18 protein-coding genes are annotated in these 20,448 nt (G+C 67.0%); 1 reads left to right on the top strand and 17 read right to left on the bottom strand.

Annotated features, from left to right (window positions below; translation table 11 throughout):
- Nucleotides 1-112 precede the first annotated feature (112 nt).
- The 16 genes from IT359_00395 to IT359_00470 all read right to left on the bottom strand — a co-directional run bounded on the left by IT359_00395 (nt 113) and on the right by IT359_00470 (nt 18,522).
- Nucleotides 113-2,587, bottom strand: coding sequence for a UPF0182 family protein (locus IT359_00395; protein ID MCC6927420.1), 2,475 nt, complete (start codon nt 2,585-2,587; stop codon nt 113-115).
- A gap of 1 nt (nt 2,588) precedes the next feature.
- Nucleotides 2,589-3,956, bottom strand: coding sequence for a phosphomannomutase/phosphoglucomutase (locus IT359_00400; GenBank protein MCC6927421.1), 1,368 nt, complete (start codon nt 3,954-3,956; stop codon nt 2,589-2,591).
- 54 nt (nt 3,957-4,010) lie between these two features.
- Nucleotides 4,011-5,579, bottom strand: a complete 1,569-nt coding sequence (locus tag IT359_00405) for an NADH-quinone oxidoreductase subunit N (GenBank protein MCC6927422.1) — start codon at nt 5,577-5,579, stop codon at nt 4,011-4,013.
- A gap of 1 nt (nt 5,580) precedes the next feature.
- Complete coding sequence (locus tag IT359_00410) at nt 5,581-7,179, bottom strand: NADH-quinone oxidoreductase subunit M (GenBank protein MCC6927423.1); 1,599 nt, start codon at nt 7,177-7,179, stop codon at nt 5,581-5,583.
- A gap of 4 nt (nt 7,180-7,183) precedes the next feature.
- Nucleotides 7,184-9,397, bottom strand: a complete 2,214-nt coding sequence (gene nuoL, locus IT359_00415; GenBank protein MCC6927424.1) for an NADH-quinone oxidoreductase subunit L — start codon at nt 9,395-9,397, stop codon at nt 7,184-7,186.
- On the bottom strand, nt 9,397-9,693 hold the full coding sequence (gene nuoK, locus IT359_00420) for an NADH-quinone oxidoreductase subunit NuoK (protein ID MCC6927425.1): 297 nt from the start codon (nt 9,691-9,693) through the stop codon (nt 9,397-9,399). The genes nuoL and nuoK overlap by 1 nt, the downstream gene beginning before the upstream one ends.
- Nucleotides 9,690-10,226 carry an NADH-quinone oxidoreductase subunit J gene (locus tag IT359_00425; protein ID MCC6927426.1) on the bottom strand — a complete coding sequence of 179 codons (537 nt, stop codon included), beginning with the start codon at nt 10,224-10,226 and terminating at the stop codon, nt 9,690-9,692. Before IT359_00425 ends, nuoK begins: the two co-directional genes overlap by 4 nt.
- Complete coding sequence (locus IT359_00430) at nt 10,226-10,723, bottom strand: NADH-quinone oxidoreductase subunit I (GenBank protein ID MCC6927427.1); 498 nt, start codon at nt 10,721-10,723, stop codon at nt 10,226-10,228. Before IT359_00430 ends, IT359_00425 begins: the two co-directional genes overlap by 1 nt.
- A complete protein-coding gene (nuoH, locus tag IT359_00435; GenBank protein ID MCC6927428.1) occupies nt 10,723-12,018 on the bottom strand; it encodes an NADH-quinone oxidoreductase subunit NuoH in 1,296 nt (431 codons plus the stop codon). Before nuoH ends, IT359_00430 begins: the two co-directional genes overlap by 1 nt.
- Entirely contained in the window at nt 12,015-13,586 is a 1,572-nt protein-coding gene (locus tag IT359_00440) for a (2Fe-2S)-binding protein (protein ID MCC6927429.1), read from the bottom strand. The genes nuoH and IT359_00440 overlap by 4 nt, the downstream gene beginning before the upstream one ends.
- Nucleotides 13,586-14,902 carry an NADH-quinone oxidoreductase subunit NuoF gene (gene nuoF, locus IT359_00445; protein ID MCC6927430.1) on the bottom strand — a complete coding sequence of 439 codons (1,317 nt, stop codon included), beginning with the start codon at nt 14,900-14,902 and terminating at the stop codon, nt 13,586-13,588. Before nuoF ends, IT359_00440 begins: the two co-directional genes overlap by 1 nt.
- 45 nt (nt 14,903-14,947) lie before the next feature.
- Nucleotides 14,948-15,493: an NAD(P)H-dependent oxidoreductase subunit E gene (locus IT359_00450; protein ID MCC6927431.1), complete on the bottom strand. Its 546-nt coding sequence runs from the start codon at nt 15,491-15,493 to the stop codon at nt 14,948-14,950.
- Nucleotides 15,490-16,644 carry an NADH dehydrogenase (quinone) subunit D gene (gene nuoD / locus IT359_00455; protein ID MCC6927432.1) on the bottom strand — a complete coding sequence of 385 codons (1,155 nt, stop codon included), beginning with the start codon at nt 16,642-16,644 and terminating at the stop codon, nt 15,490-15,492. The genes IT359_00450 and nuoD overlap by 4 nt, the downstream gene beginning before the upstream one ends.
- A gap of 158 nt (nt 16,645-16,802) precedes the next feature.
- Complete coding sequence (locus IT359_00460) at nt 16,803-17,294, bottom strand: NADH-quinone oxidoreductase subunit C (protein ID MCC6927433.1); 492 nt, start codon at nt 17,292-17,294, stop codon at nt 16,803-16,805.
- A 206-nt stretch (nt 17,295-17,500) separates the two neighbouring features.
- Entirely contained in the window at nt 17,501-18,127 is a 627-nt protein-coding gene (gene nuoB, locus IT359_00465; GenBank protein ID MCC6927434.1) for an NADH-quinone oxidoreductase subunit NuoB, read from the bottom strand.
- Nucleotides 18,118-18,522 (bottom strand): NADH-quinone oxidoreductase subunit A, encoded by a 405-nt coding sequence (locus IT359_00470; GenBank protein ID MCC6927435.1) that lies wholly within the window; start codon nt 18,520-18,522, stop codon nt 18,118-18,120. Before IT359_00470 ends, nuoB begins: the two co-directional genes overlap by 10 nt.
- A gap of 398 nt (nt 18,523-18,920) precedes the next feature.
- On the opposite strand from IT359_00470, the gene IT359_00475 reads away from it, so the two are divergent.
- Nucleotides 18,921-19,472 carry a dCTP deaminase gene (locus IT359_00475; protein ID MCC6927436.1) on the top strand — a complete coding sequence of 184 codons (552 nt, stop codon included), beginning with the start codon at nt 18,921-18,923 and terminating at the stop codon, nt 19,470-19,472.
- 188 nt (nt 19,473-19,660) lie between these two features.
- Here IT359_00475 and IT359_00480 read toward each other — a convergent pair whose 3' ends face one another.
- Entirely contained in the window at nt 19,661-20,437 is a 777-nt protein-coding gene (locus IT359_00480; protein ID MCC6927437.1) for a succinate dehydrogenase/fumarate reductase iron-sulfur subunit, read from the bottom strand.
- Nucleotides 20,438-20,448 lie beyond the last annotated feature (11 nt).

Genomic DNA, 20,448 nt, shown 5'->3' on the forward strand with positions numbered 1-20,448 from the left:
AAGGAGCCGGCATCGAGGTCCAGCGCCTCGGCCGAGCGATTGCACCTTCCCGATGGGACGTCTTCCCGTCTTCCGCGGTACGAAGGCAAGCTAGGGTGCCTCCGGAGGGGGTTCAAGGTTTGGATGACGTTGAGCGCAGGACACGTCCCAGCGCTTCGTATGCGTTGCCGAACGCGAGCCAGTCGCCGCGCTTGAGCGCCTCGCGCATCTCGGCGTACAGCGACTCCACGCGGGCGCGGAATTCGGCGGGCGTGAGTGGGGTCGACGGCACGGCCGGCGCTGGAAGTCCCGCCGCCGCCGCGATGGTGGCGCCGGTTCTCACGGTGTCGTTGGCGAGGACGGCAACCAATCGCACCGCCGGCGCTCCGTCGGTACGCCACGCATACGCGGTCTGGATGTACGCCTGAGCGCCACCCGTGGGCACTGCCCGCACGGCGCCGCGCACGAGTGGCGACTCGCGCGTGACGACGCCCTGCGACGCCGAGTCGATCGCGCGGTGCAGCCGATCGAGGATCGCCCCCCAGCGCGCCCCGGACTGCTCGGCCGGTTCCCATCGCACGTCGTAGTCGGCGCCCCCAGCGGCAATCACGAGGCCGCGCACACGCTCGCTGGCATCGACGACCGGATAGGCCACGGAAAGCCGCTGCGTGAGCGTGTCGAGGTACGGCGCCTGCGCCTGGAGTGAGAAGAGCGTGTCGCCACCGACCTGTCGCGGGAGTCGCGACGGCGGGCCGTTCTCCCCTCGCGGGCCAAGGAGCGCGAACAGGCGCGCGTGGAGGAAGCTCGCCTCGGCCGGCGGCGGAATGCGTTCGAGGAGTTCGCGATCGAGCGCGGTGGAGGCGATGAAGAGCGCGGGGAAGCGCCGCATCCACGACGTCGTCACGGGATCGGGGGCCGGGTCGACCGCGACGATGGCGCGCCCGGTATGCGCGTTGATCAGGGCAACGCCGGCGTGCTGCAGGTAGCGCACCGAAGCGTCCGTCAGGCGCACCGGATCGCTGAGCGGATACGTCTGTGAGGTGGCGTACAGGTGCAGCGACCACCACAGCGAGTCGCGATGCACGACAGGTGCAATGCGCGCCCCCTGCTGGAAGAACGGGTAGAGCCGCTCGACGCGCTGCCGCACGCGTCGATAGAGGATGGCGCGCTCGGTCTCGCGGGCGTTCCCGCGCAGGAGGCGCGGGTTCTGCAGCGCCCATGCATGCGCCAGGCGCGCCGCGAACGAGGCGAGCGGCGGTGCCGCGATGCGCTGCGTGGAGTCGAGGACGATGCTGTAGCCCGGCGCAGAGTCGAAGACGACGGCGGGGGGGAGCGACTCCTCCCCGTTGGGGCCGGCGTCGGTGACGGGGGTCCCCTGCTCCGTGGCGAGGTCGCTCTCGATGCGCACCGTTCCCCACGGGGCCAGGGGCTCGGCCGCCTCGGTTCCCGCCGGCTGCTCGACGACCACGGCGCGCAGCCGGCCGTCCGCCGCCTCCCATCCCACCGTGCCTAACGGGCGCCCGGGACGTCGCTCACGCGAGATGGCGCGCTCCAGCGCGGCCGGATCCCACAACGACGCCCCGCGCAGCAGCCGCAAGTTGCTCCTGGCGGTGAGCACCGACTCCGGACGGGCCACGCGGTCGACGTCGTAGGCGCGGCGCGTGTAGCCTGCGCGCGTCTTGAAATACGGGGCATCGCGTTGCTCCTGGTCGCCCGGCGAGAGGAAGCGCTCGGCCACCGGAGGAACGATCTGGCGAAGCGCGAGCGCGGAGAGAAGGACCGCGCTCACCGTGGCAAAGGCCAGGCGCAACTGCCCGAACCACCCCGCCCACACGAGGAGCATCGCCGCGGCGATGGTGCCGATGGAGAGCACGAGGTTCGCCGGGATGCCCACGCGGTGGTCGAGCGCGTTGAAGGCCGACTGCGCCCCGCTCCCCTCCAGGAGGAGTCGGTAGCTGTCGAGCCGGTAACTCCACGCGAGGATGACGAGGACGGCGGCGGCGAGAACGAAGAGGTGGCGGCGCACGTACGCCGTCACGCGCAGCCGGCCACCATCCCACCGGAGGCTCGGAGTGAGCGCGTACAGCACCACCACCACCAGCGAGACGGCGAGGACCGAGATGAGCGCCCACAGGTGCAACGCCGACTCCAGCGGCAACCAGTACACCCAGAAGGCGAGGTCGAACTGGAAGTACGGATCGCTCTCGCGGAACGGCTCGCCGTGGCGCAGGAGATCCACCGAGGTCCAGTCGCCGTGCGGGAGCGCGAGGAGGAGTCCCAGCACCAGCGACAGCGAGACGACGGCCACCATGAGGTACTGCCCCGGGACTTCCTCGCCAATCTCGAGATTCCCCACGCGTCGCGGGAGGACGAGCGACTCGACCGAGTGGCGCACCGCCCACAGGTTGAGGAAGACGAAGGTGGTCCCGGCGAGGAACGCGCCGCCGCGCAGGATCAGGAGGTCCATCGTGCGCGCGTACCAGAGGGCGCGCGCCCCCAGCGCATCGTACCACAGGTAGTCGACGTACCATCCGGCCACCACGCGCCCCACGAGGAGCAGCGTGGCGACGGCGAGGACCGCGCCGACCACCCAGCGGCGGCGGTTCACGTTAGGGTGTCACTCCCTGCGCGCGCAGCCACCCCTCCATCTCGTCGCGGATGGCCTTCAGGCGTTCGGGCGTGAGCGCCTCATAACGCGTGACGAGGATCGGTTGCGTGTTGGAGGCGCGAATGAGCCCCCAGCCATCACCGAACAGCACGCGCACGCCATCGACATCGATCACGTCGTGGCGCGCCTTGAAGTGCTCGGCCGCGGCGCGCACGAGGTCGAACTTTCGGTCGTCGCCGCAGTCGACGCGGATCTCCGGCGTGGAGAAGAAGGGGGGAACGTCGGCGAGGAGTTCACGCAGCGAGCGCCCGCTGTCGGCAACGATCCGCAGCAGGCGCGCGGCGCCGTAGAGCGCGTCGTCGTGCCCGTAGAATCCTTCCGCAAAGAACATGTGCCCGGACATCTCGCCGGCGATGGGCGCGTGCAGCGCCTTCATCTTCTCCTTGATGAGCGAGTGACCGGTCTTCCACATCACCGGCGTCCCTCCCGCCTTGGCAATCGCGTCGGGGAGCGCCTGCGAACACTTGACGTCGAAGATGATCGACTGCCCCGCCCCCGTGCGCGCCAACACGTCGCGGGCGTAGAGGATGAGGATGTGATCGCCCCAGATGATCGTGCCGTCGCCATCCACCACACCAATGCGATCGGCGTCGCCGTCGAAGGCAATCCCGAGGTCGGCCCCGCCCTGTCGCACGGCGGCAATGAGGTCCTGCAGGTTCTCGACGACGGTAGGATCGGGGTGGTGATTGGGGAACGTCCCATCGCTCTCGCAGAAGAGATACGTTCCCTCCACGCCAAGCCGCGTGAAGAGCGACTCGGCGACGAGTGCGCCGGCGCCGTTGCCGGCGTCGATCACCACCTTGAGCCTGCGCGACAGTGGGCCAATGCGCTGGGCAATGTCATCGACATAGCGCGACAGCAGCTCCACGTGCGACACACTCCCCTTGCCGGCTGGGAATGCCCCCTGTCGAATGAAGCGCAGCAAGCCCTGGATCCCGTCGCCGTGCAGCGATTCGGTGCCGACGCACAGCTTGAAGCCGTTGTACTCCGGCGGATTGTGCGACCCGGTGATCTGGATTCCTCCAACGACCGGCAGATGGTGCAGGCTCCAGTACAGCAGTGGCGTGGGAACGACTCCGATGTCGATGACATCCACGCCGCTCGCGGTGAGGCCCTGCACCAGCGCGTCGCGCAGCATGGCCCCCGACGGGCGGTTGTCGCGCCCCACCGCCACCGCGCCGCGAATGCCGTGCGTCGAGAGATGGGCGGCATACGCGCGGCCGATCCCCTCGGCGGCCTCGGTGGTGAGGTCGTCACCGACCACGCCGCGAATGTCGTACTGCCGGAAGATGCCGTCGTTGATGGCCATGAGTCGGTGGTTCGTCCGTAAACGAGGCGGGGCCGCGTGGCGGCCCCGCTGCAATCATTGTCCCGTCGTCGAGGGCGCGTCAGGCGCGTCCAGCGCGGCGGCGGCCCTGGCATCGCCGGCCCCCGGCGAGCCTGGTAGCGCCGGCGTCCCCAATGTCGACGACGCCTTCGCCAGCCTGGCGATCGGGTCGGGGTAGACCCCAAAGAAGAGTATCAGCGCGACCGCCCCTCCCACCACCAGCTTGGTGAGCCGGGGCATGGCCGGGATCCGTGGCGCGTCGTCGGGGCGTGGCTTCATGAACATCGCCATCACGACCGGGACGTAGTAGCCCGCCGAGATGGTCGAGGTCAGGACCAGGACCACCGCGAGTCGTACCTGCGGCGCCGGCGCCTGGATCGCGGCCTGGAGCACATACCACTTCGCAAGGAAGCCCATCCCCCCAAACACGGGAAAGCCAAGCAGGGCGAGCATGAAGACCATCATCGAAACGGCGAGCCCCGGATTGCTCTGCCAGAGCCCGTACAGGTCCTCGATGCGGTCGTTCGATTGCCCCGACTGCCCCACGGCGATGAGGACGGCAAACGCCCCCATGGTTGCCAGCGTGTAGGCGAAGAGATAGAAGAGGAAGGCGGTCGCCGCGGCAGGCGTCCCGGCCGACAGCGCCACGAGGACGAAGCCGGTGTGCGCAATGCTCGAGTAGGCGAGCATGCGCTTCAGGTTCTTCTGCTGGAGCGCGATGATGTTGCCGACGATCATGGTGATGGCCGCGATCCACCAGATGGCGCGGTGCCACTCCGCGTATACCGTCGGGAAGGCCTCGAGCCAGACGCGCAGGAATGCGGCGAAGGCCGCCGCCTTGACGCCCGCGGCCATGAACCCGGAAATCGGCGTCGGCGCCCCCTCGTACACGTCGGGGGCCCACATGTGGAACGGCGCCGCGGCCAGCTTGAAGCCGAAGCCGACCAGGAGCAACGCCACGCCCACGAGGAGCATCGGCGTCCTGGCCATGTCGTACGTCGCAATGCGCTCGCCGATGGTCGCCAGGTTCGTCGACCCGGTCGCCCCGTACACCAGCGCGATGCCGTAGAGGAGGAATCCGGTGGCGAAGGCGCCGAGGAGGAAGTACTTGAGAGAACCCTCCGCCGAGCGCGGGCTGCGCCGGTTCATGCCAGCCAGCACATAGACGGCGATCGACATCAGCTCGATGCCGAGAAAGAGCACCATCAGGTCGCGCGCCGCCGCCATCAGCATCATCCCGCCGGTGGCGAAGACCGTGAGGACGTGCAACTCGGCGGCGAGGATGCCCTCACGCGCGTTGTAGTCGATCGAGAGCGCGGTGGCGATGATGGCCGCCAGCAGGAAGAGTGCGTCGGCCGCCCAGCGGAAGCCGTCGACGGCAATCACGCCGGCGCCGGCGGTGGCGTTGCGGGTCGCGGTCCAGACCACCACGAGGAGCACCAGGACGAGCAGGGCGAGGCTGGCCATGCCGACGCTCCGCTGCCGCTCGTTGGACTCGCGCCCCCACGCGGCGCCGAGCATCAGGATCATTGCGCCGCCGAGGAGGATCAGGTCCGGGCCGAGCGCGGCCGTCAGCTGCGCCGGGATGGAGAGATTGTAGTGCATCTCAGTTCCCTCCCGTGGACGCGCTCATCGTCGCTTGCTGCGCGGCGGCCCTCGTTTCCACCTGCTGCACGAAGTGCGAGGCGGAGGCCTCCATGCGCGACAGCACCGGCTGCGGATACACGCCCATCCAGAGGATCAGGAAGAGGAGTGGCGCCAACAGCGTGATCTCGCGCCAGTTGAGGTCCGACAGAGACGCATTTGCCGGCTTGTCGAGCGGGTTGTACAGGATGCGCTGCACCGCCCACAGCATGTAGGCCGCCGCGAGGATCACGCCGGTGGCCGAGATCGTCGTCATCCACGGCACGGTCTGGAACGAGCCGACCATCACCAGGAACTCGGAGATGAAGCCGTTGGTCCCGGGGAGGCCGATGGACGACAGCGCGACGACGGTGAGCGCCGTGGCGAAGATCGGCACCACCTTGGCAATGCCGCCGTAGTCGGCGATGAGGCGCGAGTGCTTGCGCTCGTAGATCATCCCGATCAGGAAGAAGAGCGCCCCGGTCGAGACGCCGTGCCCGATCATCACCATCAGCGCGCCCTGCACGCTCTCGGTGGTCATGGCAAAGATGCCGAGCATGACCATGCCCAGGTGCGCCACCGAGGAGTAGGCGACGAGCTTCTTGAAGTCGGGCTGCACCAGCGCCACCAGTGAGCCGTAGATCACGCCAATCACGCTCAGGGCGATGATCACGGCGCGCACGGTGTCGTGCATCGCCACGCCCGGGAAGAGCGGGATCGCCAGGCGCAAGAAGCCGTAGGTGCCGAGCTTGAGCAGGATGCCGGCCAGCACCACCGATCCCGCCGTGGGCGCCTCGACGTGCGCGTCGGGAAGCCACGTATGGAACGGGAACATCGGCACCTTCACCGCGAAGGCGACGAAGAACGCGACGAAGAGCCAGAAGGCAACCGACGGATCCAGCTCGGCGATCGCCAGCACGGCGTCATACGAGAAGTTCGGCTGCCCCCCAGGCAACCCCGCCTGGTACCCGAGGTACACGATGGCCACCAGCATCAGCAGCGAGCCAAACATCGTGTAGATGAAGAACTTGAGCGATGCGTAGATGCGGCGTTCCCCGCCCCAGATCCCAATGATGAAGTACATCGGGACGAGCATCACTTCCCACATCACGTAGAACAGGAACAGGTCGCGCGCCACGAACACGCCCAGCATCCCCACCGTGAGGAGGAGCATGAGTATGTGGTAGCTGTGCACCTTCCGGTTCACGCTCGTCCACCCGCCCAGCACCGCCAGCGGCATGAGGAAGGTCGTCAGCAGCACCATCATCAGCGAGAGGCCGTCGATCCCCAGCGTGAAGCGCGCCCCCCACGCGTTGATCCACGGGGCGTCGAACGACGCCTGCCAACCGGCCGACGCGGGGTCGAACGACCACCAGAGCCCGATGGAGACGACAAACTCGACGAGGAAGGTGGCCAACGTGATGACGCGGGCGGTGTGCTCCGCCGCGGCGAGCAACTCGCCGGTCGCGCCCTTGAGCGTCGCGCCATGCAGCCACACCGCCAACGCCCCGATCACCGGAATGATCAGGAGCGCCGGGAGGACCCAGGCGTTGTAGCCCATCGATTCGAGGAATGCAGCCATCGGTCTATCGCAGGGAGAAAGCGCCGAGTACCGCGACGACGCCGATGATGAGGACCCAGGCGTACGTGCCCACCTGCCCCGATTGCACGCGCGAGCCCACCCACCCGATCCCGCGGGCGAGCTGGGCGCTCCCATTCACGAACAAGCCGTCGATGAGTCCCGCATCCATCCCCTTCCACAGGACGGCGCGCGACACCCCAACGAGCGGTTGCACCACGACACGGTCGTACCCTTCGTCCACGAAGTACTTGTTCTCCAGCACGCGATCGAAGCCTTCGGCTGCCGGGTACTGCGCCTTGGGGACCAGCGCCGCCGGCTTGAGCCGCGCCACCGCGAACGCGATGCCGATCACGGCGATCGCGATCGCGATGCCGACCAGGATGTATTCGGTCGAGTGCTCGAGATGCGCTTCATGCCCCAGCGTCACGCGCAGCGCCGCCTCGCCGGTCACCGGCTCGAGCCAGTGATGCAGCGCCGCGACCGGCCCGGCGGGGAAAAACGTCGGGAGGTTGATCCAGCCGCCCACCGCCGACAGGACACCAAGCACGACGAGCGGCCCGGTCATGATCCACGGCGCCTCGTGCAGGAAGCCGCGCTCCTTCTCGCCGGTCCGGTTGGGGCCGTGGAAGGTGTAGAGCATCATGCGCGTCATGTAGATCGCTGTCAGGAGCGCCGACACCAGGCCAATCGCATAGATCGCGTACAGCAGCGCGCTCCCGGGGATGCCTAACCAGCTTGCCTCGGCCAGCGTGGAGCCATGCGTGCGCGCGAAGACCGAGCCGAGGATTTCGTCCTTCGAGAAGAAACCGGCAAACGGCGGGATGCCGGCGATGGCCAGCGTGGCAATCCACATCAGGATGAACGTGACGGGCATGTACTTCCGCAGCCCGCCCATGTTGCGCATGTCCTGCGCGTCGTCGTGGTTCCCGGTGTGATGATAGGCCTGGTGCATCGCGTAGATGACCGACCCCGACCCCAGGAAGAGGAGCGCCTTGAAGAAGGCGTGCGTCACCAGGTGGAAGACCCCCGCCGCGTACGCCCCCACGCCGACGCCCACGAACATGTAGCCCAGCTGCGAGACGGTGGAGTAGGCCAGGACCTTCTTGATGTCCCACTGCTTGAGCCCGATGGTCGCGGCGAAGATCGCGGTGAGCGCGCCAACGAGGGCCACCGTGAGCGACGCTACCGGCGACAGCGAGAAGAGCACCGCGCTGCGGGCAATCAGGTACACGCCCGCCGTCACCATCGTGGCCGCATGGATGAGCGCAGAGACCGGCGTTGGCCCCGCCATGGCGTCCGGGAGCCAGACGTAGAGCGGGATCTGCGCGCTCTTGCCGGTGCACCCCAGGAACATGAAGAGGCAGATGGCCGTGACCAGCGCGCCGCCAGGCGCAAAGGCCAGCGCCCCCGCGTTCACCCCGGCAAAGTCGAGCGTCTTGAGGTTCGAGAAGAGCAGGAACATCGCGACCAGGAAACCGAAGTCGCCGATGCGATTCACGATGAACGCCTTCTTCCCGGCGTCGGCGTTGGCCTTCTCCGAGAACCAGAAGCCAATCAGCAGGTAGGAGCAGAGCCCCACCCCTTCCCATCCGACGAACAGCAGCGGGTAGTTGGCGCCCAGCACCAGGACGAGCATGAAGAAGACGAACAGGTTGAGGTACGCGAAGTAGCGCGGGTACCCCGGGTCGTCCTGCATGTAGCCTACCGAGAACAGGTGGATCAGCGTCCCCACGCCGGTGATGACCATCGCCATCACCATCGAGAGCTGGTCCACCTGGAACGCGGCGTCCACGTGCAGGTTCCCCACCGCCATCCACGTGAACATCGTCTTCACGAACGGATGCTCGGCGTGCGCCCCCTTGAGCGCGAAGAAGATCGTCGCCGTCAGCGCGAACGACAGCGCGAGGACCGCCGGCCCCACGATGCTCACGATCCCCGCATACTTGTGCCGCGGCGGGGCGTGATGATCACCGTGCCCGTGCTCGTCGTCGGCGTGCGCCCCGTGAGATCCGTGGTCGCCGTGCGCCCCGTGATCGTCGTGGTGCGCGTGGTATTCCGTGGGATTGCCGGGCCCTACCTTCGCCACGCTCGTCAGCGACAGGAGGCCATTGATGATGAAGCCGATGAGCGGGAGGATCGGGACGAGCCAGATCCACTCGGCCGCGGTTCCGGCCAATGGGTGCGCTCCGGCGGCTGCCGCTTCCTGGAAGAGGAGCATCAGCCCTTGAGGAGATTGATGTTCGAGAGGTCCACCGTCTGGCGATGGCGGAAGATCGAGATGATGATCGCCAGGCCCACCGCCGCTTCAGCCGCGGCGACGGTCATGACGAAGACGACGAACACCTGCCCTGTCATCCCGTACAGCCTCGAGAAGGCGACAAACGACAGGTTGACGGCGTTGAGCATCAGCTCGACGCACATGAAGATGATGATTGCGTTGCGGCGCGTGAGGACGCCGATCACCCCGATGGTGAACAGCACCGCCGAGAGCGCAAGCGCTTCGTTGACCATCATGCGTGGCTCCTCCGCTTCCCCAGGACGACTGCGCCGACGATGGCGACCAGCAGGAGGATGCTCGTCAGCTCGAAGGCGAGGAGGTTGTCGGCGAACAGCGGCTTGGCAACCGCCGCTACCGCATTCAGTCCCTCCGTGTTCTCCGCGCGCTGGAACTGGTTCTGGACCAGCGCACCCTGCGGCGGCGCGCGAAGCAGGGCCGCGATCTGCGCGAGGAGCGCGATCCCCAGGAGTCCCGCGGCGAGGCGCCCCCACTTGCCGCGCAGGTCCGAGAGTTCGTCCGGATGCCCGAGGTTGAGCAGCATGACGACGAAGAGAAAGACGACCATGATCGCGCCGGCGTAGACGAGGACCTGGATCGCACCGATGAAGTGCGCGTCCATCATCACGTACAGCGCCGCCAGGCAGAACATGGTCTGTACCAGCCACAGCGCCGCCGACACCGGGCTCTTGCGGGTCACGAACGCGAGCGCCGAGGCAATCGCGAGCAACCCGAAGAAGTAGAAATGAAGTTCGTAGAAGAAGTTCGGCATTACTCGCCCTTGGGGTCGGCCGGGTCCCACATCTCGCACACCGGGTGCGTCTGGGCCATCAGGCGCTCGAGGTCGTAGACAAAGCCCTCGCGCGAGTACTCTGAGTTCTCGTAGTGACGTCCGAGGTGGATCGCCTCCTCCGGACACACTTCCTGGCAGTATCCGCAGAAGATGCATCGGAACTCGTCGATCTCGAACACCAGCGGATAGCGATTGCCCTGCTCATCCTCGCCCGGCACCAGCTTGATGCAGTTGGCCGGACAAACCGTGGGACACAGGCCGCACGCCACGCACTTCGCCTTGCCATCCTCGGTGGTGAGCATGCGGTGCGTCCCGCGCCAGCGCGGCGAGATGCTCTCGCGCTGCTCGGGATACTGCGTCGTCACCTTGTGCGGATCGATGAGGTGCTTGAAGGTGTTGCCCAGCCCCTTCAGCGTCGCCCGGACGTAGCTCGTCTCCGCGAGGGGACGGTCCACGACCTTGGTGTTGATGGCCATTAGTCGCCTGCCTGGGTCGAGAGATGCGCGCGAGCCGCCGCGGCGCCGCGCAGCCTGGCCAGTTCCTCAGCCGAGGCGCGCCCGAAGGCCGGGCTCAACACGCGGCCGCGATCGAAGCGCCAGAACGCCACGAAGAGGATCACCGCGTTCACCGCCAGGAAGATCCCCGCGTACGCAAAACCCCGCGGGATGCCGGCGGCATCGAGCACCAGCATCAGCGTCGCCACGATCACGATGTACGCCAGCGCCAGCGGCAGGAGGAGCTTCCACCCTAACGACATGAGCTGGTCGTAGCGGAAGCGCGGCAGCGTCCAGCGGATCCAGATGTAGAAGAACATGAAGAACAGCGTCTTCGCCATCATGATCCCCACGGAGAGCAGCACCAGCGGCCCGCTCACTGCCCCCGTGTTGTCGGCGGTCATGAAGGGAATGTCCCACCCGCCAAGGAACAGCGTCGCCAGCATCGCCGACTGCGTCAGCATGTTGGCGTACTCGGAGATCATGAACATCGAGAACTTCATGGCCGAGTACTCGGTGTGGTACCCGGTCACCAGCTCCGACTCCGCCTCGGGGAGGTCGAACGGCAGACGGTTCGTCTCGGCGAAGGCAGAGATGAGGTAGGTGACAAACGCCACGGAGAGCGTGATCACGTTCCAGGCATGCATCTCGGCCTGCTGGTTCACGATCGTCCGCAGCGTCACGTTGCCCGCAATCAGCAGGACGGGGATCAGCGACATCCCCATCGAGATCTCGTACGAGATCATCTGCGCGCTCGAGCGCAGCCCGCCAAGGAGCGCGTACTTGTTGTTGGAGCCCCATCCGGCCAGCACGATGCCGTACACCCCCAGCGATCCGATCGCGAGGATGAACAGGAAGCCGATCGGGAGGTCGGCGAGGACCATGTCGATGCGCCCCAACGGCGAGGCATAAGCCGCTCCCCACGGGATGATGGCCCACACCAGCAGCGCCGGAATGAACGAGAGCATCGGCGCGATGATGAACACCGCCTTGTTCACGTGCGGCGGCAGCGTCTCTTCCTTCATGAAGTTCTTCACGCCGTCGGCCAGCGGCTGGAAGTACCCGCGCGGCCCGACGCGATTGGGACCGTGCCGCCCCTGGATCCACGCCGAGATCTTGCGCTCGGCCAGCGTGGAATAGGCGACGATCACCAGGTACAGCGTGAAGAAGACGAGCAACTTGAGCAGCGTGACGAAGAACCAGGGCCAGAAGTCGAGCGGGGCCTGGCGATCGACCGCCACCTGCAACAGCGCCGGAAGTGTGTGGAGCACGCTCATGTCGCCGCTCCCGCGAACTGTGCCGCGTCGACGACCGGGAGGCCGCGCAACCCGAGCGCCTCGAACGAGAGGCCGGCGAAGGCCGGTTCGCTCGCCGCGAGCGCGGCAAAGGCATCGGCCGCGGCAAAGTACTCGGCCCGCTCGCCTAACGCGGCCAGCAGGTCGGCGAGGACATACCAGCTCGGGCGCGCCATTCCCGGCGTTGCCTTGGCCTGCAGGAAGCGCTGCACGCGCCCGCGCAGGTTGGTCAGCGTCCCTTCCTCCTCCACGATGTTGGCGATGGGAAGGATGATGTCGGCCCTGGTGAGGTTGGCCGGCATCGCCGTCCCCACCACCACGATCGCCGAGGCCCTGGCCACCGCCGCTCCCTCCGCCTCGGACAAGTCCTGGTCGGCCACGATGAGGGCATCGCCGGGCTGCATGAGTTCGAGCGGCGACTCGGAGCGCGTGAAGCCCAGGAGCTTGGCCCCCGTCGCATTCGCCGCACGATCGGCGCGCAGCGCGAGATCGTCCACGCCGGGGAGCGGCGCAACGGCGCCCTGCGGTACGCGATACGCGCCCACACCCCCCGACTTGCGGACGATGCGTGCCAGCAGGTACAGCGCCTCGTTGGAAAGGTTGGGCGATGCGAGGACAAAGACGCGCTTCCCCTTCAGCACGCGTGCCGCGCCCTCGAGCGCCACCTCCCAGTCCACCGTCGAGTGCCCGTTCGCGCCAAGGATGCTGGGCGACTCGAGCCGGTCACGCCGGTTGAGCCAGCGGTAGTTACCGCGCCCGTGGTCGCACATGAAGAACTGGTTCACGCTCTCATTGGAGCGCGGACGCAGGCGCATCACCGTGTTGTCCCGCGTCTCGACGATGATGTTGCATCCCTGCGAGCAACCGGTGCAGACAGACGCCGTCCGGTCCAGCTCCCAGGCGCGCGCCTTGTTGAGGAAGTCCTTGGAGAGGAGCGCGCCCACCGGGCACAGGTCGACGACGTTGGCCGCCCACGGGTGCGTGAGGTCCTTCCCCTCGAACTTCCCGATGAAGGCGCGGTCGCCGCGCTCGCTGACATTGAGCACCGCGTCATGCGCCACGTCGTCCATGAAGCGAACGCAGCGCGTGCACAGGATGCAGCGATTCTGCACGTAGAGGACGTCGCCACCGAAGTCATCGGCCGGATTGAAGCGCTTGGGCTCGCGGTAGCGCGAGTCCTTGCGCCCTTCCTGGTACGTGTAGTCCTGCAGCTCGCACTCGCCCGACTGGTCGCAGATGGGGCAGTCGAGCGGGTGGTTGATGAGGAGCATCTCGAGGACGCCCTTGCGTGCCTCGCGCGCCTTCTCGGAGTGCACGTGCACCACCTGTCCCTCGGCCACCGCCGTCGCGCACGACGGGGCGAGCTTGGGGAACTTCTCGACTTCCACGAGGCACATGCGGCACACGCCGGCCACGGGAAGTCCCGGGTGGTAGCAGTAGTGCGGGATGAGGACCCCTGCCGACTTCGCTGCCTCGAGGATCGTGGTCCCCGGGGCGACGGCGACTGGGCGCCCTTCGATGGTGAGGTTGACTGTCGGAGTGTCTGCCATCAGGCCACCACGGCGGGGACGGCGTGCACGGTCTTGGTCTTGATGAGGGCTTCGAACTCATGGCGGAACTTCGCGAGCCCCGACGACACCGGCGTGGCGCACGAGTCGCTCAGCACGCAGATCGTCTTCCCGGTCATGTTCTCGCCGATCTCCAGGAGCGTATCGAGGTCCTCGGCCGTCCCGTCGCCAGCGACGATGCGCTCGAGGATCTTGGTGGTCCACGCAGTCCCTTCGCGGCACTGCGTGCATTGCGCGCAGCTCTCGTGCGCGTAGAAGCGCGCGAGGCGTGCAATCTGCCTGGGCATCGACTGCGCGCTATCGATCACGATGCAGCCGGCGGAGCCGAGCATCGTCCCGACGGCCATCATTCCTTCGTAGTCCATCACCGCACGCTCGGCCTCCTCGCGCGTGATGATCGGGACCGAGCAGCCGCCGGGGATCACCGCCTTGATGGTGCGCCCCTGGGGCGCGCCGCCGCAGACGTCGTTGAGGAACTCCCCGAACGGGAAGCCCATCTCCACTTCGTAGTTCCCCGGGCGCTGAATGTTGCCGCACACGCTCCAGAGCTTGGTCCCCGTCGACTTGGGGTTGTCGGGGCGCGACATCTTCTTGTACCAGTCGGCGCCGTGGTTCAGGATGTGCGGCACCGCGGTGAGCGTCTCGACGTTGTTGATCGTCGTCGGCTTGCCGAACAAACCAGCGACTGCCGGGAAGGGCGGCTTGATGCGCGGGTTGCCGCGTCGCCCCTCGATCGAGTTCATCAACGCGGTTTCTTCCCCGCAGATGTAGGCCCCCGCGCCACGATGCACCCAGACGTTCACCGTCTTGCCCGACCCCATCGCGTTCTTCCCGACCACACCGGCGTTGCGCGCCTCGACAAGCGCCGCCTCCATCACCGCGATCGGTTCGGTGAACTCGCCGCGGATGTAGATGTAGGCGTTCTCGGCGCCGATCGCGTGGGCGCCGATCGCCACCCCCTCGATGAGGGCGTGCGGCGTCCAGCGCATGATCTCGCGGTCCTTGAACGTTCCGGGCTCGGACTCGTCGGCGTTGCAGCACAGGTAGTGCGGCTTGCCGTCGCCGATCTTCATGAACGACCACTTGAGCCCCGTGGGGAACCCGGCGCCGCCACGCCCGCGCAGCCCCGATTCCTTCACGACGTTCTGGATCGCGACCGGGTCCATGCCTAACGCCGTCTCCAGCGCCTTGTAACCGCCGCGCTTCTTCCACCCGTCGAGCGACCGGGCGTCCCCCTCGCCGAAGTGCTTCGACAGGACGAGGGTCTCGCGGGGATGTGGTTGGTGCGGGTAACCCATGTGCTTCGGGAAGACGAGAGGACGAGAGGACGAGAAGACGCGTGGCTACTGGTACTTCTTGAGCACGTCGGAGACGTTCTCGGGGGTGACCGATTCGAGGAAGTCCTCGTTGACCATGATGGGCGTGGCGAAGCCGCAGGCGCCGAGGCACTCGACCTCGATGACGGTGTAGCGACCGTCGAGCGACGTGACCCCCAACTCGCCGCAGCCGGTCTGGTCGAGGAAGGCCTTCACCACGTCCTCGGCGCCACACACGTGACAGGGCGAGGTAGTGCACACCTGGATGAAGTACTTCCCCACCGGGTGCTGGTGGTACATGGTGTAGAAGCTCACCACCCCCTTCACGTACGCGGGCGTGATGTCCAGCAGCGATGCGATCTCCGCCATCCCCGCCTCGCTCACCCAGCCGCGCGCCTGCTGCAACATCCACAGCGCGGGGAGCAGCGCCGCCTGCTTGGAGGGATAGCGCGTGAGGAGATCATCGAGCTTCGCCCGGGTGTCGCCGACAAAGACGGGGACGTGCGGCTCGTCGTGATGGCCATGCCCCGCCTTGAGGACGGCACCGCCGGCTGCTGAAGGTCCGTGACTCATCGGTCGATCTCACCCATGACGATATCGATGCTCGCATTGATCGCGATGACGTCGGAGAGGAGGTGCCCCTCCACCATCTTCGGGATTGCGCTCAGGTTCACGAAGGCCGGCGGGCGGATGCGCCAGCGCACCGGCTTGGCCGTCCCGTCGGACACGAAGTAGTAGCCCTTCTCTCCCTTCGGCCCCTCGACGGGGACGTAGACCTCGCCCGCCGGCGGGCGCGGCCCTTCCATGACGACCTTGAAGTGATGGATCATCGACTCCATCTCGCTCGTCGCCTTGTGCTTTGGCGGGAGGATGAGGCGCGGGTCGTCGACGTTGAGCGGGCCGTCGGGGAGGCGCTGCACCGCCTGCTCGAGGATGCGCACCGACTGGCGCATCTCCTCCATGCGGACGAGGAAGCGATCGTACACGTCGCCATGCACCCCCACCGGCACGTCGAAGTCGTACGTCTCGTAGCCGAGGTACGGGAAGTCGCGCCGGATGTCCCACGACACGCCGGACGCGCGCACCATCGGGCCCGAGAGCCCGTAGTTGAGCGCCTCAGCCGGCGACATCACCCCTAAGCCGACCGTGCGCCCCACCCAGATGCCGTGGCGCGTCACCATCTTGTCGACTTCGGCGATCGTCTTGGGGAAGGTGCGCAGGAATCCCTTGAGCCCGTCCATCCAGCCGTCGGGAATGTCGGCCGCCATCCCGCCCACGCGCGAGATGCTCGTGGTCAGGCGCGCCCCCACCCACCCCTCGAGCAGGTTGTAGATGTTCTCGCGCTCCTGGAACGCCCACAGGAACGGCGTGAACGCGCCGATGTCGATGCACGTCGTTCCCACCCACACCAGGTGCGAGATGATGCGCGACAGCTCCAGCGCGATCACCCGCAGCACCGTGCAGCGCTCCGTGATCTCGACGCCGAACAGCCGCTCCGCACCTAACGAGAAGGCGATGTTGTTCCCCGGGGAGTTGAGGTAGTCCTCGCGGTCGGTCCAGGGGATGATCTGGTTGTACTGGCGGTACTCGCCGATCTTCTCGAAGCCGCAGTGCAGGTAGCCGATGTGCGGAATGCACCGCACCACCGTCTCGCCGTCCAGTTCCAGCACCAGGCGCAACACCCCGTGCGTCGCCGGATGCTGCGGCCCGATGTTGATGAGCATGTGCTCACCCTCGAGCTCCGGCTCCAGCGCCGGCGGCGGCTCCAGCGTCGTCACCTGCCCGCCGTCGTTCACCACGAGCGGCACGCGCTGCGGACGCCCCTCGGCGTCCAGCCCCGTGGTCGACAGCGCGACTTCGATCGTTCGCTTCGTGGCCACGGCTATTCTCCCGTCCGTTCGCCACTCGTCAGGCGCTGCCGCATCTCGCCCGGCAGGTCCTCGAACGCGTCGGCGATGCTGAGCTCTTCCATCGAGTATCTCGCCTCAGGATTGGCCGTCAGCGCCTGGCGCAGCTGCTCGGCCCGCGAGAAGCGTCCGCGCAGCGGGAAGTCCTTCCGCAGCGGGAAGCCTTCGCGATACTGCTCCCACATGAGGATGCGGCGCAGGTCCGGGTGCCCCTCGAAGACGATGCCGAACATGTCGTAGCACTCGCGCTCCAGCCAATCGGCCCCCTTCCACACCGGCTCCACGCTCGGAACCTTGAGCGGTCCCCCCTTGGGAAGTTCCGCCTTGACGCGCAGGAAGCGCCGGTACGGGATCGAGCGCAGGTGCCACACCACTTGCAGCGGCAACTCGAGGTCGCGGTACTCGACCGCCGTCACGTCCACGAGGTAGTCGTACTGCTGCGAGACGTCGTCGTGCAGCCAGCGCATCACCTCGAGCGCACCCTCCGGCTTCACGTAGACGGTGGTGTCGCCCCAGAGCACCTCGACCCTGACGAAGTGCTGCGCAAAGCGGGCCTCGATGGCCCCGGCGCTCGGGTTCGTGGCGCCGCCGCGATGCGCAAGGCCGACGGGAGTGCGCGGGGCGCTCGCGTCGCTCGCCGCCTGGCCCGCATGGATGATCGTGAAGGGAGCGCTCACAGCCCCGACCGCGTTTGGTGAACCGAATTGCCGAACGGTTCCGACAGCTCGTCGATGACCGAGGGCGGGATGTACAGGTCGCTCTTGGGATCCGGCTCCAGTTCCTCGCGCAGCGCGTCGTTGCTCATGCGCTCACGCTTCACCTTCTCCTGCAGCATCATGATGCCGTACATGAGCCCTTCCGGGCGCGGCGGGCACCCCGGGACGTAGACGTCGACCGGGATGATGGTGTCGATCCCCTGCGCCACGGCGTAGGTGTCGAACATCCCGCCCGACGACGCGCACGCCCCCATCGAGATGACCCACTTGGGCTGCGGCATCTGCTGGTAGATGCGCCGCAGGACGGGCGCCAGCTTGAACGGGACGCGGCCGGCGCAGATGAGAACATCCGCCTGACGAGGCGAGAACGACATGCGCTCCATGCCGAAGCGCGCGAGGTCGAAACGCGACGCCGCCGAAGCCATGAACTCGATGGCGCAGCACGCGGTGCCGAACGGCATGGGCCACAGCGAGTTGGCGCGCCCCCAGTTGACCAGCATGTCGAGCCGGGTCGTGATCCACCCTTCCTGCGACTGCGGATCGTAGCTGACGACGTTCGGCTCAGGGCGAGGGGCTAATCCCATTGCAACGCTCCCTTCTTCCAGACGTAGACGAAGCCGACGACGAGGATGGCCATGAAGACCAGCATCTCGCCGAGCCCGAAGAACGAGATGTTCCCCGCCGGACAGGCGTTGTTGACGAGCGCCACGCCGCAGGAGAGCTGTCGATAGTAGACCCCCCAGGGGATCATGAACACGGTTTCGATGTCGAAGATGATGAACAACATCGCCACCATGTAGAACTTGACCGAGAAGCGCTCGCGCGCGTCCCCCAACGGCGGAATGCCGGACTCGTACGGCGTGTCCTTGACCGGCGTCGGGCGACGCTTCATGACCAGCGTCGACAGCGCGATGATCAGGACGGCGTTCAGCGCGACGAATCCGAGCAGCAGCAGGACGGGCAGGTACGTGCGATCCATTTCGCTCCCAACGCGCCTCGAAGTTCGTGAAACATTTCACGTGTTCAGCGCGGGTAACCTACCCGACAGGGTAGGAGGGTGTCAACGGAGATAAACCGCGTCGTGCGAGCGAGTTGTGCGCATTCTTCGCCTTGTACCACGATTCCAACCACCCCACCCGCCCACCGCCCCGCAACCGACCGCGAAGCGCCCGGCAACCGACCGAGCAACCGCCCGCGCACCGCACGCACCGCGCGCCGTTCGCATCCCCCGCGCGCACCGTCGTCGTTAGCTTTCCCACGCCCGAGTTTGCACCGATCGGTCCCACTCGCGACGACGCGCCCGCTTCACGCACGAAGCGCGGGCGTGTGGTTGTTCACGCCCCCCGTTCACCCCTACGCACCCGCGGAGTACCCGGCATGTCGATTCAGAACGATCGGTGGATCACGGAGATGGCCACGCAACACGGCATGATCGAACCATTCGAGTCGAGCCAGGTGCGATCCGGGGTCATCTCGTATGGCGTGAGCTCGTATGGCTACGACATGCGCGTGGCACGCGAGTTTCGCATCTTTACCAACGTCCTGAACTCGGTAGTCGATCCCAAGGCCTTCGATCCCAAGTCATTCGTCGAGTTCGAGGGCGACGTCTGCATCGTCCCCCCCAATTCCTTCGCCCTCGCGCGCTCGGTCGAGTACTTCCGCATCCCGCGCGACGTGGTGACGATCACGGTCGGCAAATCGACCTACGCCCGCTGCGGCATCATCACCAACGTCACGCCGTTCGAACCGGAATGGGAAGGGCACGTCACGCTGGAGATCTCCAACACCACGCCGCTTCCCGCCAGGATCTACGCCAATGAGGGGATCGCGCAGGTCCTCTTCTTCAAGGGCGAACCGCCGCTCGTCTCCTACAAGGACAAGGCCGGCAAGTACCAGGGGCAGCAGGGCGTCACGCTCCCCAGGTTGTAGTTGGCGGTCGTGCTCGGCGGGAAGCATGGCAGCACGAGAACCGGCGACGCCCCCATCAGGGACGCCGCCGGTTCCGTCTTCCGCGTGGCGGGTCGCGCGCGCCGCCGCGCGCACAACGCTCGTCAGGCTACGCGTCAGGCGCCTCGTGAGGTCACTCGTCAGGCATGGCGCCAGCCGCGAGCGTCAGGCTAGCCCGCACCCCCCGCTGACTTCCGCTCCTCGACCTCGAACGCGCTCCCGAAGATGTAGTCGCGGTTCATGCGGGCGATGGTGTCGATGGAGATCTCCTTCGGGCACGCTGCCTGGCACTCGCCGAACAACGTACAACCGCCGAAGTCCTCGAGGTCCATCTGCGCCACCATCTTCAGCGCCCGCCGATAGCGCTCAGGCTGCCCCTGCGGGAGGTGCCCCAGGTGCGAGATCTTGGCGGCCGTGAAGAGCGACGCGCTCCCGTTGGGGCAGGCGGCGACGCATGCCCCGCACCCGATGCATGCCGCCGCATCCATGGCCGAGTCGGCATCGGGCTTGGGCACGGGGAGCGCGTTGCCGTCGGGGGCATTCCCCGTCGACACGGAGACGTAGCCGCCGGCCTGGATGATCCGGTCGAGGGAGCTGCGATCGACGCAGAGATCGCGCAGCACCGGGAATGCCTGCGCCCGCCACGGCTCGATGGTGATGGTGTCGCCGTTGCGGAAGGTGCGCATGTGCAGCTGGCACGTCGTGGTGGCCTTCTGCGGGCCGTGCGCCACGCCGTTGATCACCAACCCGCACATGCCGCAGATCCCCTCGCGGCAGTCGTGGTCGAAGGCGATGGGCTGCTCGCCCTTGTTGGTCAGGTCCTCGTTGACGACATCGAGCATCTCGAGGAACGACATCTCCGCGGTGACGTCGTTCGCCTTGTACTCGACAAACTGGCCGGTGGCGGTGGGACCGGACTGCCGCCACACCTTGAGGGTCACGTTCATGGGGACAGAAG

This window comes from Gemmatimonadaceae bacterium (genome assembly GCA_020852815.1).
Lineage (GTDB): Bacteria > Gemmatimonadota > Gemmatimonadetes > Gemmatimonadales > Gemmatimonadaceae > SCN-70-22.

Coding starts and splice junctions, on each gene's coding strand:
- nuoL (MCC6927424.1), bottom strand. CDS start 9,397: ATGCTCCTCTTCCAGGAAGCGGCAGCCGCCGGAGCGCACCCATTGGCC.
- nuoD (MCC6927432.1), bottom strand. CDS start 16,644: ATGCTCATCAACATCGGGCCGCAGCATCCGGCGACGCACGGGGTGTTG.
- IT359_00475 (MCC6927436.1), top strand. CDS start 18,921: ATGTCGATTCAGAACGATCGGTGGATCACGGAGATGGCCACGCAACAC.
- IT359_00400 (MCC6927421.1), bottom strand. CDS start 3,956: ATGGCCATCAACGACGGCATCTTCCGGCAGTACGACATTCGCGGCGTG.
- IT359_00480 (MCC6927437.1), bottom strand. CDS start 20,437: ATGAACGTGACCCTCAAGGTGTGGCGGCAGTCCGGTCCCACCGCCACC.
- IT359_00470 (MCC6927435.1), bottom strand. CDS start 18,522: ATGGATCGCACGTACCTGCCCGTCCTGCTGCTGCTCGGATTCGTCGCG.
- nuoH (MCC6927428.1), bottom strand. CDS start 12,018: ATGAGCGTGCTCCACACACTTCCGGCGCTGTTGCAGGTGGCGGTCGAT.
- IT359_00430 (MCC6927427.1), bottom strand. CDS start 10,723: ATGGCCATCAACACCAAGGTCGTGGACCGTCCCCTCGCGGAGACGAGC.
- IT359_00410 (MCC6927423.1), bottom strand. CDS start 7,179: ATGGCTGCATTCCTCGAATCGATGGGCTACAACGCCTGGGTCCTCCCG.
- nuoB (MCC6927434.1), bottom strand. CDS start 18,127: ATGGGATTAGCCCCTCGCCCTGAGCCGAACGTCGTCAGCTACGATCCG.
- nuoF (MCC6927430.1), bottom strand. CDS start 14,902: ATGGGTTACCCGCACCAACCACATCCCCGCGAGACCCTCGTCCTGTCG.
- IT359_00405 (MCC6927422.1), bottom strand. CDS start 5,579: ATGCACTACAATCTCTCCATCCCGGCGCAGCTGACGGCCGCGCTCGGC.
- IT359_00450 (MCC6927431.1), bottom strand. CDS start 15,493: ATGAGTCACGGACCTTCAGCAGCCGGCGGTGCCGTCCTCAAGGCGGGG.
- nuoK (MCC6927425.1), bottom strand. CDS start 9,693: ATGATGGTCAACGAAGCGCTTGCGCTCTCGGCGGTGCTGTTCACCATC.
- IT359_00460 (MCC6927433.1), bottom strand. CDS start 17,294: ATGCGCTGGCTGCACGACGACGTCTCGCAGCAGTACGACTACCTCGTG.
- IT359_00425 (MCC6927426.1), bottom strand. CDS start 10,226: ATGCCGAACTTCTTCTACGAACTTCATTTCTACTTCTTCGGGTTGCTC.
- IT359_00440 (MCC6927429.1), bottom strand. CDS start 13,586: ATGGCAGACACTCCGACAGTCAACCTCACCATCGAAGGGCGCCCAGTC.